At 37.8% G+C, this 15,690-nt stretch carries 11 protein-coding genes; 10 read left to right on the forward strand and 1 reads right to left on the reverse strand.

The features are described from left to right. The first annotated feature begins 33 nt into the window (after positions 1-33). The 10 genes from plsY to HZR84_05380 all read left to right on the forward strand — a co-directional run bounded on the left by plsY (position 34) and on the right by HZR84_05380 (position 13,521). Positions 34-696, forward strand: coding sequence for a glycerol-3-phosphate 1-O-acyltransferase PlsY (gene plsY, locus HZR84_05335; GenBank protein QNL21382.1), 663 nt, complete (start codon positions 34-36; stop codon positions 694-696). Positions 697-698: 2 nt separating this feature from the next. After that, the gene (locus tag HZR84_05340) at positions 699-1,412 is read left to right on the forward strand and encodes a glycosyltransferase family 2 protein (GenBank protein ID QNL21383.1); all 714 of its coding nucleotides are present in this window, start codon (positions 699-701) and stop codon (positions 1,410-1,412) included. A 10-nt stretch (positions 1,413-1,422) separates the two neighbouring features. Further along, complete coding sequence (locus HZR84_05345) at positions 1,423-1,920, forward strand: methyltransferase domain-containing protein (GenBank protein QNL21384.1); 498 nt, start codon at positions 1,423-1,425, stop codon at positions 1,918-1,920. Between the two features lie 24 nt (positions 1,921-1,944). Beyond that, positions 1,945-3,837 (forward strand): glycosyltransferase family 39 protein, encoded by a 1,893-nt coding sequence (locus HZR84_05350; GenBank protein QNL21385.1) that lies wholly within the window; start codon positions 1,945-1,947, stop codon positions 3,835-3,837. A 170-nt stretch (positions 3,838-4,007) separates the two neighbouring features. After that, positions 4,008-5,369 (forward strand): dipeptidase, encoded by a 1,362-nt coding sequence (locus HZR84_05355; protein ID QNL21386.1) that lies wholly within the window; start codon positions 4,008-4,010, stop codon positions 5,367-5,369. Positions 5,370-5,458: 89 nt separating this feature from the next. Next, complete coding sequence (locus tag HZR84_05360) at positions 5,459-7,609, forward strand: thioredoxin family protein (GenBank protein ID QNL23198.1); 2,151 nt, start codon at positions 5,459-5,461, stop codon at positions 7,607-7,609. Further along, positions 7,606-9,822 (forward strand): copper-translocating P-type ATPase, encoded by a 2,217-nt coding sequence (locus HZR84_05365; GenBank protein ID QNL21387.1) that lies wholly within the window; start codon positions 7,606-7,608, stop codon positions 9,820-9,822. Before HZR84_05360 ends, HZR84_05365 begins: the two co-directional genes overlap by 4 nt. A 3-nt stretch (positions 9,823-9,825) precedes the next feature. Further along, entirely contained in the window at positions 9,826-12,366 is a 2,541-nt protein-coding gene (locus tag HZR84_05370; protein ID QNL21388.1) for a S9 family peptidase, read from the forward strand. Further along, the gene (yjjX, locus tag HZR84_05375; protein QNL23199.1) at positions 12,341-12,904 is read left to right on the forward strand and encodes an inosine/xanthosine triphosphatase; all 564 of its coding nucleotides are present in this window, start codon (positions 12,341-12,343) and stop codon (positions 12,902-12,904) included. Before HZR84_05370 ends, yjjX begins: the two co-directional genes overlap by 26 nt. A gap of 80 nt (positions 12,905-12,984) precedes the next feature. Next, positions 12,985-13,521, forward strand: a complete 537-nt coding sequence (locus tag HZR84_05380; protein ID QNL21389.1) for a YceI family protein — start codon at positions 12,985-12,987, stop codon at positions 13,519-13,521. Positions 13,522-13,551: 30 nt separating this feature from the next. Here the strand turns inward: HZR84_05380 and recG are convergent, their stop codons facing one another. Then, positions 13,552-15,645: an ATP-dependent DNA helicase RecG gene (gene recG, locus HZR84_05385; protein ID QNL21390.1), complete on the reverse strand. Its 2,094-nt coding sequence runs from the start codon at positions 15,643-15,645 to the stop codon at positions 13,552-13,554. Positions 15,646-15,690: the final 45 nt, after the last annotated feature.

Below are 15,690 nucleotides of genomic sequence, written 5' to 3' on the forward strand. Positions count from 1 at the left end.
ACTTCGCTGAGAAACTAAACGCTAATTACTTTCGTGAATATCGAACTATTGGATTCCCTGTTTTTTGTTATTCTGACGATAATCGCAGCCTATTTACTGGGTTCGATTCCATCGGCGGTTTGGTATGGACAAGCCTTTTTTGGCATTGATGTCCGCGATTATGGAAGCGGCAATGCCGGGGCCACCAATACTTTTAGAGTTTTGGGCAAAAGGGCAGGCTCCATAGTAATGGCCATAGATATTTTGAAAGGCTGGACGGCAAGTTCTCTTCCTTGGTTTCTGGTGATCTGGGATATAATTCCTGCCGATGACCTGATTCTTTATCAATTATTACATGGAGTGGCGGCCGTATTAGGCCATGTGTTTCCTATATATGCCAATTTCAAAGGCGGAAAAGGCGTTGCAACACTATTTGGGATGGTGTTGGCCATTCAACTCAATGTGGCATTACTATGTGTAGGAATCTTTATTCTTGTATTAATTCTTTCCAAATATGTTTCCCTAGGCTCAATGATTGGCACTCTTGCCTTTCCCGTATTGCTAATGTTGCCGAGATTTAACCCCGAAGAGCCGGCACTCATTATTTTTGGCTTTGCGATGTTCGCCATCGTTATGCTCACCCACCAAAAAAATCTCAGAAGGATTTTGAAAGGTGAGGAGAGTAAGGCGAATATAAGATTGAGAAAAAGAGAATAGTATTGGAAAAAAAACTTTCAATTGTAATTCCGGCATACAATGAAGGGCCCACAATTCATTTGATACTGGATAAAATCGGCGAAGTTCAACTTGAGGCCAATATTGGAAAAGAGCTCATTATTGTAGATGACTGCTCAAGCGATGATACTTTACAAAAAATTCAGGAGTACCAAAAAAGTTCAAAACTTGATATTCAGCTTTACAAACACGAAAAAAATCAAGGAAAAGGAGCTGCTTTACATACGGGAATAGAAAAAGCCAGTGGAGATTATATTATAATTCAGGATGCAGATCTTGAGTATGATCCAAGGGAGTATAATCAATTATTAAAACCCGTGCTTGAGGGTTTTGCTGATGTCGTCTATGGCTCCCGATTTATGGGTAATAATCCACATCGAATTCTATTCTTTTGGCATTCCATCGGCAATAAAGTACTGACTACAATATCCAATATGCTTTCCAATCTGAATCTCACAGATATGGAAACCTGCTATAAACTATTCAAGGCTGAAATAATTAAAACCATAGACCTAAAAGAAAAAAGATTTGGTTTTGAACCGGAAGTCACGGCAAAAATTGCCAAATTAAAAGGAATCCGGATTTACGAAGTAGGTATTTCTTATTATGGAAGAACCTATGAGGAAGGAAAGAAAATAGGCATGAAAGACGCAATTCGGGCCCTGTATTGTATGCTTAAATATAATTTATTCAAATAATCAAGGTGATATGATTAATACAAAAAATCCTTTTGAAAAGCTTTTGCAAAACATGAGGTTTAGTAAAGCGAAGCGATATATAAAAGGTGATGTGCTTGATTTTGGAGGGAATGAAGGTGAATTAAAACCATTCGTCAAAGGTGAATATACAATCGTAAACTACGATCACAGTCCCATGGAGGGCAAAACCTTTGATTCAATAATTAGTCTTGCAGTTATTGAGCATATAGATTATGATGAAGTTTTCAAAATATTTGAAAAATTTCAAACAAAATTGAGAAATGGTGGGACGATTTTTTTAACGACTCCGACACCTGCTTCAAAGCCACTATTGGAATTACTAGCCAATATCGGAATTCTGGAAAAGCAGAATATAGAGGAGCACAAACATTACTGGAATAAAAAGGAAATTACAGAGCTTGCTGAAAAAAATGGATTTGAAATGATAAAATATCAGAAATTTCAACTTGGTATGAATCAATATGCATTAATGAGGAAACCGGCTTAAAAAGCCTATTTAATCAATTCAGAGATGTCAATAGTTCTATTTTTCATTGCATTGATTTCTGTTTTCCTCATCCTGAAATCAAGAAATACCAATGAATATCCGGTATTAGAATCAATTCTGATCGTTTCTCTTTCCTTATATCTTGGCTCGGAATTATTGTCTGCGATACATTTTATTAACAAAACCAGCATAAAGCTTTTATGGCTATGCATTGATATATTCCTGCTTGTTTTAATATTTAAAAATAAATACTGGAAAGATTTAAAAATTAAAGTCAATTTCCCTAAATCCGCTTTCCCATATCTGGTCATAGTTTGGATTATATTGCTTTATTCAGTGACATTAATTATCGTAGCCTATACCCCTCCTTATAACTGGGATTCGATGACTTACCATTTGCCCAGGATTTTTCAATGGATCCAAAATGATTCCTTAAATCATTTCGCCACAACAAATACCAGACAAATTTACATGACGCCTTATGCGGAATATGTGGGAATGCATTTTTACCTTTTAAGCGGTGATGATTTCGGATTCAATTTGGTCCAATGGCTATTTTCAATAGGATTTCTAATCGCCGTATTTAGAATAACAAAAATCTACAGTCCAAAGGGAAATGCTAAATGGCTCGCTGTATTATTTTCAGCTACTATGCCGATGCTTATCCTTCAAACAAGTTCTACACAAAATGACCTGGTTGCGGCATTTTTCTTAATTTGTTCATTTTATTTCTTAGAAAAATTCCGTGTTAATTATAGTATTTCAAGTAGTATTTTTCTTGGTTTATCAATTGGGTTTGCAGTTTTAACAAAAGGCACTAATTATATATTCTTAATTCCATTTGCGATTTATCTTGCCTATACGATGATAAAAAAATGGAAAGAAGAAATACCTAATAAACAGTTCTTTATCATTATCGGACTTATTGTTTTTCTCAATATTGGCTATTGGGCTCGAAACTACCTGGTTTTTGACAGCCCTTTTGGTGGCAAAGGATTTTTTGTTGAAAAACCGTCGATAAGCACTGTTTTTTCAGGAGTAGTTAAGAATTCATCTCAAAACTTAATGTTGACTGAAAATTATCTGAATTTGAAAATTGAACGGTTTGAAAAATTTAATTATCAATTAAGGCATTTTGTTTATGACATTCATGAGGCATTCAATTGGAAGGCCGATAATCCTAATAAATCCTGGCAAAACACCTTTTGGTGGCAATCAAAATATCATCATAGCAATAGTTCAGAAGATTTTCAAAGCAATCCTTTGCATATCACTATCATAATAATGATGATATTATTATTATTTCACCCAAAAATTGATAAGACGAATGAAATATGGACTTTACTTGCAATTACAATTAGCGCCTATTTACTCTTTTCAATACTTTTAAAATGGCAGCCATGGCATAACAGACAATTAATGGGGCTTATAGCACTTGCCGGTATTGCATTTTCTTTGATGTTTAGCAAATCTAAATACCTTATTTGGGGAATTGGCCTTTCTTTAATTATTTTTTCTATTAATCCATTAATAGATCATGGAAAACGATCATTGCTGCCTAATGATGATAGATACATTTTTAGTTTGACTGAGAAAGAAATGCTTTTTGTTCCAAAAAAAGAGCTTTTAAATGATTTCCTTGAAATGGAAAAAATCATTAGAAAAACTAATCCTAAATTCATAGGCCTGGAATTAAAATTTGACGATTGGGAATATCCTTTTTGGTATTACCTATGGGATGAGAAAAAGAAATTCAACCAAATTAGTGTAAAATATGAGTCTGCAAAGCTTATGAGGGAATTTGAGCCAAATATCATTTTTTCTTCCTACAACTTAAAAAATGCGATAATCTATAATGAAAATGAATATCATTTAATCTTGCATAATAAACTGGGTAAATTATATTCTAAAGAATAACTTTTTGCACATTTCCAAGATTGTGGATTTCGAATTAAAAATATTTTCATACCTTTAGCAACAGTTTTTGCATTACGCAAACTTTTTAAGTTTAATTTGACCTCCAATTTTAAAACCGCACTGGATTTCCAGAGCGGTTTTTTTATTTTTAAGCACCTAAACGAATACGAATGAACGATTACATCGAACAAAACAAAGACAGATTTCTAGAAGAATTACTTGAATTATTAAGGATACCATCCGTAAGCACGGACAAAGACTATAAGGGCGATATTCAAAAAGCCGCAGAATACCTTAAAGCAAAACTCACTGCTGCGGGTGTCGATTCTGTGGAAATAGTCGAGACCCCCGGAAATCCGATCGTGTATGCTGAGAAAAAAGCGGGCTCCGGCAAACCAACCGTATTGGTTTATGGCCATTACGATGTGCAGCCTCCCGATCCGGTTGAGCTTTGGGATTCACCCCCCTTTGAGCCGGTGATTAAAAATGAAAGAATTTATGCTCGAGGCGCATGCGATGATAAAGGTCAAATGTACATGCATGTAAAAGCACTTGAGATTTTAAATAAAGAAGGTGATCTACCCTGCAATATTAAGATCATGCTCGAAGGTGAAGAAGAAATCGGTTCCGAGCACCTACAGTGGTTTGTGCAGAAATACAGGGATAAGCTCGACGCCGATGTTATTTTAATTTCCGATACCAGCATGCTATCCAATGATAATCCTTCAATTACCACAGGTTTGAGAGGGCTCTCCTACTTGGAAGTTGAGCTCACCGGCCCTTCGAGGGATCTGCATTCCGGACTCTATGGAGGAGCTGTCGCCAATCCAATAAATGCCCTTTGCAAAATGATTGACTCCCTCAAGGATGAAAACAATCATATAAATATTCCGGGATTCTACGATGATGTCGATGAAGCCAGTGCGCTTGAAAGAGAGGAAATGGGAAAAGCTCCTTTCGACGACAATAAAATGAAAAACGATTTAAAAATCGATGATCTCGTGGGAGAGAAAGGTTATTCCACACTTGAAAGAACCAGCATTAGACCGGCGCTCGACGTCAACGGGATTTGGGGAGGCTATACCGGAGAAGGCGCCAAAACGGTTATTCCTTCAAAAGCCTATGCTAAAATTTCCATGCGGCTTGTGCCTCATCAGGATTCAAAAAAAATTACCGAGCTCTTTAGCAATCATTTTAAGTCTATTGCTCCTAAGGGCATTCGTGTAAAAGTCACACCACATCACGGTGGGGAACCGGCAGTTACGCCTATAGACTCCGAGGCCTATAAGGCGGCAAGCATGGCTTATGAAAAAACGTTCGGGAAAAAACCAATTCCTTTGAGAAGTGGTGGAAGTATTCCAATTGTGGCTATGTTTAAAAAAGAACTGGGTTTAAATACAGTAATGATGGGTTTTGGCCTTGATGAAGATGCCATACATTCGCCAAATGAGAGTTATGGCCTATTCAATTATTACATTGGGATAGAAACCATTGTTGAATTTCACAAAGCATTTGCTTCGATCAAAAGCTGATATTGAACCTTTGATTATTTAAAGACATTATATAGTCCTAAGATTTCGTAATTTCGGGCTCTGTTTTGACAATTATGCATAGAAAATTAATGCGCCAAAGCTTGTTTTTCCTTTTTCTGTTTAGTGCCATTGCGGGTTTTTCCCAAATTCTGGAACCTGCCAAATGGACTACCGAAGTAAGTGCAAACAATGTGAAAATTGGCGATGAAATTGAATTAATCTTCAAAGCTACCATCGACCCCGATTGGTATTTGTATTCTTCCGATTTCGATCCGAATCTGGGCCCACAGGTTACAGAGTTTTTTTTCAAGGAAAACAATACTTATAAACTCATTGGGGGGATAAGGCCAATCAATCCTTCAAAAAAATATGATGATATCTGGGAAGGGGATTATACTTATTTTAAGAAAAAGGGCGAGTTCCGGCAAACCGTTAAAATCCTTAAGGCTAAGCCCCTAATTGAGGGTGAATATTCCTACCAGGTATGTACGGATATTGATGGCAAGTGCATTCCCTTTTCAGAGGATTTCTTATTTGATCAGATAAAGGTCAAAGTGATTTCTGATAATGTAAAAGAGGAAATAACTAAAAAAGAACCTCTAGTAGAGGACAAAGTCGCAGATCTTGGAGAAGAGCAGCTCGATGAAATGCCTGTAAGCATTGATACTTTGGAAGATACTGAAGCACTTGACAGTACTGATTCAGAACTTGCCGAAACAGATAAAAAACTTCCGAGAACAATTGAAGAAAAAGACATTGATTACAAAAAGGAGGCTAAAGAAGATTTACTCTTATTCTTTTTTATTGCCTTTGGTTCTGGTTTGATCGCTTTGCTTACACCATGTGTATTTCCAATGATTCCAATGACGGTCTCATTCTTTTCACACGGAAGTAAATCCAAATCCGAGTCTTTCTCAATGAGTATGGTTTTCGGCTTTTCAATCATACTGATCTACATACTTCTGGGATTTATTACCTCGTTAATTTTCGGACCTGAAATAGCAAATTTCTTAAGTACCCACTGGATTCCGAACGTTGCTTTCTTTCTAATTTTCATCATTTTCGCGATTTCTTTTTTTGGTGCATTTGAAATTACCCTTCCGAGTTCATTTGTAAATAAAATTGACAAGCAAGCCGATAAAGGAGGATATATAGGAGTATTTTTTATGGCCTTCACTTTGGCATTGGTATCATTTTCATGTACTGGTCCTATAGTCGGAAGTATTTTGGTAGCTTCTGCTTCAGGCGAAGTAATGATGCCATTGGTGGGAATGGCCGGATTTTCAACGGCATTTGCCATCCCATTTACCTTATTTGCTGCCTTCCCTTCCTGGTTGAGAGGCCTGCCTTCTTCCGGCGGTTGGCTCAATTCAGTGAAAGTGGTGCTTGGATTCCTTGAGGTGGCCTTCGCCTTTAAATTTTTAAGTATTGCTGATCAAACCTATCATTGGGGGATATTAGACCGCGATGTGTTTTTAGCAATATGGATTGTAACCTTTTTCTTTCTCGGTCTTTATTTATTGGGTAAAATCAAATTGCCACACGATAACGAAGGTCAAAAAATTAGTGTTACCCGATTGCTTTTATCCTTATTGACATTCGCCTTTGTAATATATCTGATACCTGGAATGTTTGGTGCGCCCCTAAAAGGACTTTCAGGGTATTTGCCACCGCAAAATGGGCATGATTTTGATTTGGCTAAAATCATCAGACAAAATGGTGGTGGTTCCGGTTCAGCCGGAAATGAGATGGTCGGTAATCTTTGCGACGTACCCAAACATGCCGAACTCCTGCATTTACCACATGGGCTTGTAGGATATTTTGATTTGAAACAAGCACAGGAATGTTCTCAACAATTGCAGAAACCAATTTTTTTGGATTTTACAGGTCATGGCTGTGTGAATTGCAGGGAAATGGAAGCCAATGTCTGGTCCGACCCAAGGGTTCTGCAAATACTTAGAGAGAAGTATGTAATTCTGGCACTCTATGTGGATGACAAAACAGAATTACCTGAAAATCAATGGTACAGATCGGAATACGATAATAAAATGAAAAAGACAATTGGCAAGCAAAACGCCGATTTACAAATCGTGAGATTTAACAATAATGCTCAACCATATTATTGCCTCCTGGATGAAAATGCCGAACTTTTGGCTCAGCCAAAAGCCTATGATTTAAATATTCAGAATTTTATTGATTTTCTAAATTCAGGCGTAGAAATCTATAATAATCGCGAATGAGCGATACCATTGCAAAAGAAAAATCCAAAAAACTAAAAACCTACCATGTCAATGGTATGACCTGTGCGGCATGTGCTCAGACGATCGAATCCACAGCAAAAAGCATTAAAGGCATAAATGAAGCCAATGTAAATTATGCCGCTTCAACACTCTTTGTTGATTTTGATGCTGATAAAACCTCCTACAAAGAGATTCGAAAATCAATCCGAAAAGCCGGCTATGATATTGTGGAAGATGCCTCAGAATCCAAACCACAAATTACACTTACCAAACTGCTGATCGCACTAATTCTAAGCAGTATAATAATGACAATCAGCATGGGCTGGGTCCGAATTGCAAATTCTGAACTGATACTACTTCTACTGACTATACCTGTATTATTTTACGCCGGATTGAATTTTTTTACTTCAGCATTTCGTCAGGCCTTAATATTCAAAGCAAACATGGACACCTTAATCGCCTTGGGCTCGGGTGCTGCTTTTATTTTCAGTTTGACAAAAACCCTGCGTTATTATCTTTTTGAAATAGAAATAGAAGGATATGTCTATTTTGAATCAGCCGCTATGATCGTCACCTTCATTTTAATTGGAAAATACATTGAAGAGCGAGCAAAAAAAAGAACCGGCGAGGCCATAGAAAAATTAATCGAACTTCAACCCCGGCATGCAGTTAAAATCGAAAATGGAAAAGAAATTACGATAGGTATAGAAGAAGCAAAGCCCGGAGATATACTTTTAATTAAAAGCGCCGAAAGAGTACCTCTCGATGGCATGATCACAAGCGGGCATAGTTATGTCGATGAATCCATGATTACCGGAGAGTTTATTCCTGTAGAAAAGTTTAATGGTGAGAAAGTATATGCGGGTACAATCAACAAGACCGGTTCATTTAAGATGAAGGTAGAAGTTGCAGAGGGTCAAACCCTTTTGGCTCAAATCATCGAAATGGTAAGAGTTGCTCAGGGCAGCAAGGCACCGGTTCAAAAAATCACAGATAAAATTTCTTCTGTATTCGTTCCTGCCGTATTACTGATTTCAATTCTCACACTTTGCTATTGGTGGTTCATTAACCCTGGTGGAACATTTCAGTTTGCTTTGACACCTGCTATTTCAGTATTGATAATTGCCTGTCCATGTGCGCTTGGTTTGGCGACTCCTACCGCTGTAATTGCCGGCATTGGAAAAGGTGCCAAATTGGGTGTCTTGTTTAAAAATGCAGAAAGCCTTCAAACTCTGGGTGAAATAAATGCCCTCATTACGGATAAAACAGGGACCATAACCAATGGTGAACCCGAAGTATTTGACTTTGTCTGGGAAAACAATTTATCCGATCACAGTTTTTTAAAAAAATTGCTTTTTCATGTTGAAAAAAGGACTGATCATCCTCTGGCTTTTGCCGTATGCAAGCATTTGAAATCTGAATATGACGAAGTATTTGATTCCAAAATAAATCATTTTGAAGTAGTGCTGGCCAGAGGGATTCGATGTGAATACGAAAACAGCATTTTTTTAGTTGGCAATAATCGGTTTATGCAGGAAGAGGATGTTATGATAAGCAAATTCATTTCTCAAAGGGCAAGAGAACTTAGAGATGAAGGTAAAACATTGATATATTTTGCTTTTGAAGGCATTGTTGCGGGAATTATTTCAGTATATGACGCCATTCGCGTTGGAGCAGATGAAGCCATTAGAAAATTATCCAATCTCGATATCGATGTAATAATGATGACCGGAGATTCACAGCAGGCCGCGGAACCACTTTGTCACCAGCTTGGAATTGAAGAACTGTATTACGATGTAAAACCGCATCAGAAGCAAGATAAAGTAAAAGAAATCCAAAGAGAAGGAAAGAAAGTAGCAATGGCCGGTGATGGAATCAATGATGCACCGGCTCTCTCTCAGGCAGATGTTGGAATCGCTTTGGGTACGGGCACGGACATCGCCATTCAAAGTGCCACGGTGACACTGGTCAATGGGGATTTGCGAAAAATTGCTCAAGCCCTTGTCTTGTCCAAGGCTACAATGTCAGCCATCCGCAGCAATCTATTTCTGGCATTTATTTATAACATTATAAGCATCCCTATTGCAGCAGGCCTATTATATTTTATCACCGGTATTTTCTTAAATCCAATGATTGCGGCAGCGGCAATGGCATTGAGTTCCATATCTGTTGTACTCAACAGCCTCTACCTTTATTATCGAAAATTTATTTAGACTATGAAACATATCCTGACTACAATTTTATTGCTTCTCTCAATGAGTGGCTACGCTCAAACAGTGCTGGAGAATACATCATTTTACGGGCCATTTTCTTTCTTCAAACCATATGCCGGCGAAGAAAAAAGTCCTGAAAACAAAAGCTTTGAGCTGAGTAGTTTTTTGGATAATATCTCTATAGATGAAGAGGCTTATAATTTTAATGCCTTCCCTAAATATAAGTTCTCAGGCTATAAAGCAAAATTTGAAAAAGAAAAAGGATTGCTCATCCAAAACCCGGACAGTCAAAATTATCATGTCTTTGTTCAAAATGTATATCTGGAAAACCCTGATTTCTCCAAACTGAAACTAAAGGTAAATTCCAATGCGATCTTTCGAATTTCTGAAAATGGCCAAAGCCTTTTGGAAAATCTCAATCTCCCCGATAGTTCAGTTTCAAAAGAAGTCGACAAAGAAATGCTCAAAGGATTTCATCCTTTAACTATTAAATTAATGAGTGCGGCTGAGCAAAGCGAAATTCAGTTTAAACTAACGGTTGAAAAGGACAGTGCTTTAAGCGAAGTTGTATTTCATCCCGAAACAATAAAACCCAGTATCGATCTTTACTCTTTAGCAAATATGACAGGGGTCTCCTCAGCCAGTATTAATCCAGAAGGAACCAAAGCGGCCATTACAATTTCAAAAAAATCCTCACCAAAAGGCAAATCTGAATCCTGGCTCGAGTTTTGGGATTTAAAGGCAAAAAAAATTATCCGTTCTTATAGGGGTTTGTCCGAAATGACCAGTATTGATTGGGTGCCAGGCAAGGAGGCTATTTCCTATGTGCGTTCCAATGACAAAAAGAAATCCATATGGATTCATCCTTTAAATGCCGAGCCCTATATTATTTTGGGGGAAATTGAAAATATTTCTTCCTATCAATGGTCAGACAATGGAGAATTTATCATTTATACCATTAGACAAATACCCGATAAAAAAGATAAAAAAACCAATCTTCTTGATGGAATGGCATCGCGCCTTCCGGGTTATGACAATTATTCCTACCTGCACAAACTCGATATAAACTCAGGAAAAATCACTCAGCTAACTTATGGGGGGAACAGCACTACATTAAACGACATATCCCCGGATGGTTCAAAAATTATTTTCACTACCGGTGATGAAGATTATTTGCAATTGCCCTATTCCTATTCAACCTATTGGGAAATGGATTTAAACAACGGCGATACGGATTCCTTATTCACTTTATACTGGGGCGGCGGCTGTGAATATTTTCCCGATGGAAAAAAATTATTGATCAGTGGCGGGCCATCACTTTTTGAAGGAATAGGTGAAAACGTTCGAGAAGGTCAAAAGCCCAATGGCTATGACGGACAGGCCTATGTATTTGATTTGGAAAGTAAAGAAGTGCTTGCCGTCAGTAAAGAATTTGATCCATCGATCAATTCAATGGATATATCCAGCAATGGTGAAGAGGTATTTCTGATCTGCACCGATAAAGACTATAGAACGCTTTACAAATATACCCTGGAAGAAAAGAGCTATGAAAAATTAATGGATGCTCCCGATTTAATCCGTTCCCTTGATCTAAACCGCGATACTAAAAAAGGTCTGATCATAGCTTCCAATGCACAGGGGGACAATGCTGTGTACCTGTTTGACCCAAGAAAAATGAAGCTTGAGACGCTCCATGATCCATCGTACTCAATCCTGAAAGACAAGAAGTTTGGGGAAATCAAATCCTGGACATTTGAAAATGAAAACGGCGATGTTATAGACGGGCGCTTTTATTTGCCACCAGATTTTGATTCTACAAAGAGCTATCCCCTGATCGTCTATTATTATGGTGGAACTACACCAGTTAGCCGCACATTTGGCGGTAGATATCCCTACAACTGGTATGCAGCTCAGGGTTATGTAGTTTATATTTTACAACCACGAGGCAGCATCGGTTACGGGCAGTCTTTTTCTGCTGAGCATGTTAACAATTGGGGGAAAACCACGGCCAAGGATATCATCATGGGTACGAAAAAGTTTACAAAATCACATCCATTCATAGATACTTCGGCAATTGGTTGTATTGGCGCCTCCTATGGTGGTTTTATGACTATGTATCTTACAACTCAAACCAACATATTTTCTGCCGCAGTTTCCCATGCGGGGATATCGGCGCTCTCGAGTTATTGGGGAGAAGGCTTTTGGGGCTATGCTTATTCTGCTGTGGCTTCCGAGGCAGCTTTCCCCTGGAATCGCAAAGATATTTACGTCGATCAAAGTCCTCTTTTTCAAGCGGACAAAGTAAATACACCAATATTATTAACCCACGGAACCTCTGATACAAATGTACCGCCGGGAGAAAGCTATCAATTCTATACGGCCCTCAAGATTTTGGGAAAAGAAGTGGAAATGCTTGAAGTGCCTGGCCAAAATCACTGGGTGGTGGATTATGAACAATACATTGAATGGAAATATTCTATAATCGGCTGGTTTGATAAACACCTCAAGAAGAAAGACGATTGGTGGAATAACCTTTATAAGTAATGCTGTTGTGAAAATTCTTGTAGGTTCAAAAAACCCGGTAAAAATCAATTCTGTAAAACAGGCTTTTTCCAAGGCTTTCTCAACTGTTGCATTCGAAGTGGAAGGGGTTAACTCAGAATCAGGAGTTCCCGATCAACCTGTTGGTGATTCGGAAACTTTCCATGGAGCTGTAAATCGCGCAGAGTATATTTTTAAAAAACATCCAAATGCAGATTACTGGGTTGGAATTGAAGGCGGCATTGAAATCGATGAAGAAGAGGATATGGAAGCTTTTGCCTGGGTTTATATAAAGTCCCTGAATTTAAAGGGCAAGGCTAAAACAGCCAATTTTTATATTCCCAAAGAAGTTTCAAAACTTGTGAGAGAAGGCCATGAACTGGGACATGCCGATGATATGATTTTTGGAAAATCAAATTCAAAACAAAGCTTGGGTTCTGTAGGCATCCTTACCAATGGACTTTTAAACAGAACTGATTATTATGAGCAGGCTGTACTTCTTGCCTTAATCCCCTTTTTAAACCCCAATCTTAATTTTTAAAACTGTGCAAAAAATATTTTATCATTTCTGAACTATTATATGTATATACAGTTAATGTTATTACATATAAATAAATAATTATGGAAACAATTACAAAAACAATCTGGAATATTGATCCTACGCACTCTGAAGTGCAGTTCAAAGTAAAACATCTTGTAATTTCAACAGTTACAGGGACTTTCAACAAATTTGAAGGTAAATTAGAATCTGAAAATGAAGATTTTGACGGCGCTAAAGCCTCATTTACTCTTGATGTAAATAGTATTGACACAAATGTGGATGACAGAGATGCGCATTTGAAGAGCGATGATTTCTTTGCTGCTGAGAAATATCCCAATATAAGTTTTGAAGGTATATTGGCTAAGGTATCAGGCAATGCATACAAATTGACTGGTCCTTTAACAATTAGAGAAACAACCAAAGAAGTGGAATTGAGTGTAGAGTTGGGCGGAACAATGGTTGATGGCTATGGTCAGAATAAAGCCGGTTTTGAAGTCGCTGGTGTAATTAATAGAAAGGAATTCGGATTAACCTGGAGCATGGTGACAGAAGCAGGAGGTGTTGTCGTAGGTGATGATGTTAAATTGCAGTTAAATGTGCAGGTAGTACAATCTTAAATCATAAAAGCCCGGCATTTCTTGTCGGGCTTAACTTATCAACTTCCAGTCCAGATCATTGCTGTTTTTTCTTTGTATTAATGATTTCAAACGTCTATGCGCAGAGGAATTTAAACCCGGGTCTTTTTCCAATATCGCTTTGACCGAATCGCGTGCAGCAATTAATATTCCCGAATCCTGAGCCAAATCAGCTATTTTAAGATTTAAAACACCGCTTTGCTGTGTTCCGGCCAAATCTCCTGGACCTCGTAATTTTAAATCTACATCGGCTATTTCAAACCCATTTTGAGTTCTTACCATGGTCTCTAACCTTACCCTGGCATCTTTGCTCACTTTATTACCCGTCATCAAAATACAGAAGGACTGCTCCGCCCCTCTCCCAACCCTTCCGCGTAACTGATGCAATTGAGACAGTCCGAATTTTTCCGAATTTTCTATCACCATCACCGAAGCATTGGGAACATTGACTCCCACTTCAATTACGGTTGTCGATACCAGAATTTTGGTTTCATTTTTCACAAACCTCTGCATTTCATAATCCTTATCGGCCGCTTTCATTCTCCCGTGAAGAATGCTTAAAGGATATTTAGGAAAAGCCCTGCTGATGCTCTCAAAACCATCCATAAGGTCTTTATAATCAAATTTCTTTGATTCTTCAATAAGCGGGTAGACAATATATACCTGCCTCCCTTTTGATATTTCATCTTTTAAAAATTTAAAAACGCTTAATCGATGTGCATCTGTGCGATGCACTGTTTTTATTTCTTTTCGCCCGGGTGGCAATTCATCAATGACTGAAATATCGAGATCGCCGTACAAGGTCATGGCCAAAGTTCTCGGTATGGGGGTGGCCGTCATGACAAGAATATGTGGGAAATGACTTTCATTTTTTTGCCAAAGTTTGGCCCTTTGTGCCACTCCAAATCGATGTTGTTCATCAATGACACATAAACCTAAATTTTTAAATTTCACGCGGTCTTCAATAAGGGCATGTGTACCTATGATAATGTCAATATTTCCCTCTTCGAGATTTTTTAAGATTTCTTTTCTAGAAGCGCTTTTAGTAGATCCGCTGAGTTTTGCAATTCTGATTCCCAAATACCTACTGTAATCTGATAATCCGTTATAGTGTTGCTCTGCCAGTATTTCCGTAGGGGCCATAATACAGGTTTGTGCTTTATTATCGCGGGCCATTAACGAGCATAAGAAGGCAACCATTGTTTTTCCACTTCCCACATCTCCCTGTAATAACCTGTTCATCTGATAACCTGAAATTAAATCGCTTCTGATTTCTTTTATCACCTTTTTCTGTGAATTTGTCAGCTGAAAAGGAAGATGGTCTCGATAAAATGTATTGAGCTTGTCCAGTTTTTTGAAAACCTGACCTGGGAAAATTTCTTTGTTTTCAGATTTCTGAAAAAGTATTCTCAATTGAATGAGAAATAATTCTTCAAATTTTAATCGTCTTCTGGCCTCTTCTGCTTCCTTAAAACTTTGCGGTTTGTGAATGGCGATGAGCGCTTTTCTTCTCGGGATCAGTTTAAACTTTTTTATTAAAGTCTCAGGAAGAATTTCAATATTCAATTCAATTTGCTCAAGATTTTGTTCAATTATGTTCTCAATGGCACGGCTGTCGAGGTAATTTCTTCGCAATTTTTCTGTACTTGAATACAGGGACGTTAGTTTTTGGCCTTTTCCGGAATTATAATTTTTTGCCAATTCCATTTCCGGGTGTGCGATATTTAATTTATTACCATAAAGGGTTGGTTTGCCAAATAAGATAACTTCCTGACCAACCTTAAATTTATTTAACACCCAGTTTACGCCCTTAAACCACACCAATTCGATGTTTCCACTTTTGTCATTAAAATCAGCGATCAAACGTGTTTTTCTTCCGTGACCTGCTGTTTTAAAATTTCTTAAATGTCCTCTTAATTGAATTATTTCCTCATTTCCCTGTAATTCAGAAATCTTATAAACACGGGTTCTATCCTCGTATCTATAGGGGTAATGTGTTATTAAATCGCCGAAAGTGAATAATTCAAGCTCTTTTTGAAACAATTCTGCCCTTTTGGGTCCAATCCCCTTTAAAAATTTTATTTCCGTGCCAAAATTCACTCCCATTGGCCTAATCAAAGAAAAATTCGCAATTTTTTACAACCTTGGCCG

The sequence above is a fragment of the Hyphobacterium sp. CCMP332 genome (assembly GCA_014323545.1).
Classification (GTDB): Bacteria; Bacteroidota; Bacteroidia; order Cytophagales; family CCMP332; genus CCMP332.

Excerpts from the sequence above, each read along its gene's own strand:
- HZR84_05345 (QNL21384.1), top strand. The coding sequence starts at position 1,423 with ATGATTAATACAAAAAATCCTTTTGAAAAGCTTTTGCAAAACATGAGG.
- HZR84_05350 (QNL21385.1), top strand. The coding sequence starts at position 1,945 with ATGTCAATAGTTCTATTTTTCATTGCATTGATTTCTGTTTTCCTCATC.
- HZR84_05355 (QNL21386.1), top strand. The coding sequence starts at position 4,008 with ATGAACGATTACATCGAACAAAACAAAGACAGATTTCTAGAAGAATTA.
- HZR84_05360 (QNL23198.1), top strand. The coding sequence starts at position 5,459 with ATGCGCCAAAGCTTGTTTTTCCTTTTTCTGTTTAGTGCCATTGCGGGT.
- HZR84_05365 (QNL21387.1), top strand. The coding sequence starts at position 7,606 with ATGAGCGATACCATTGCAAAAGAAAAATCCAAAAAACTAAAAACCTAC.
- HZR84_05370 (QNL21388.1), top strand. The coding sequence starts at position 9,826 with ATGAAACATATCCTGACTACAATTTTATTGCTTCTCTCAATGAGTGGC.
- HZR84_05380 (QNL21389.1), top strand. The coding sequence starts at position 12,985 with ATGGAAACAATTACAAAAACAATCTGGAATATTGATCCTACGCACTCT.
- recG (QNL21390.1), bottom strand. The coding sequence starts at position 15,645 with ATGGGAGTGAATTTTGGCACGGAAATAAAATTTTTAAAGGGGATTGGA.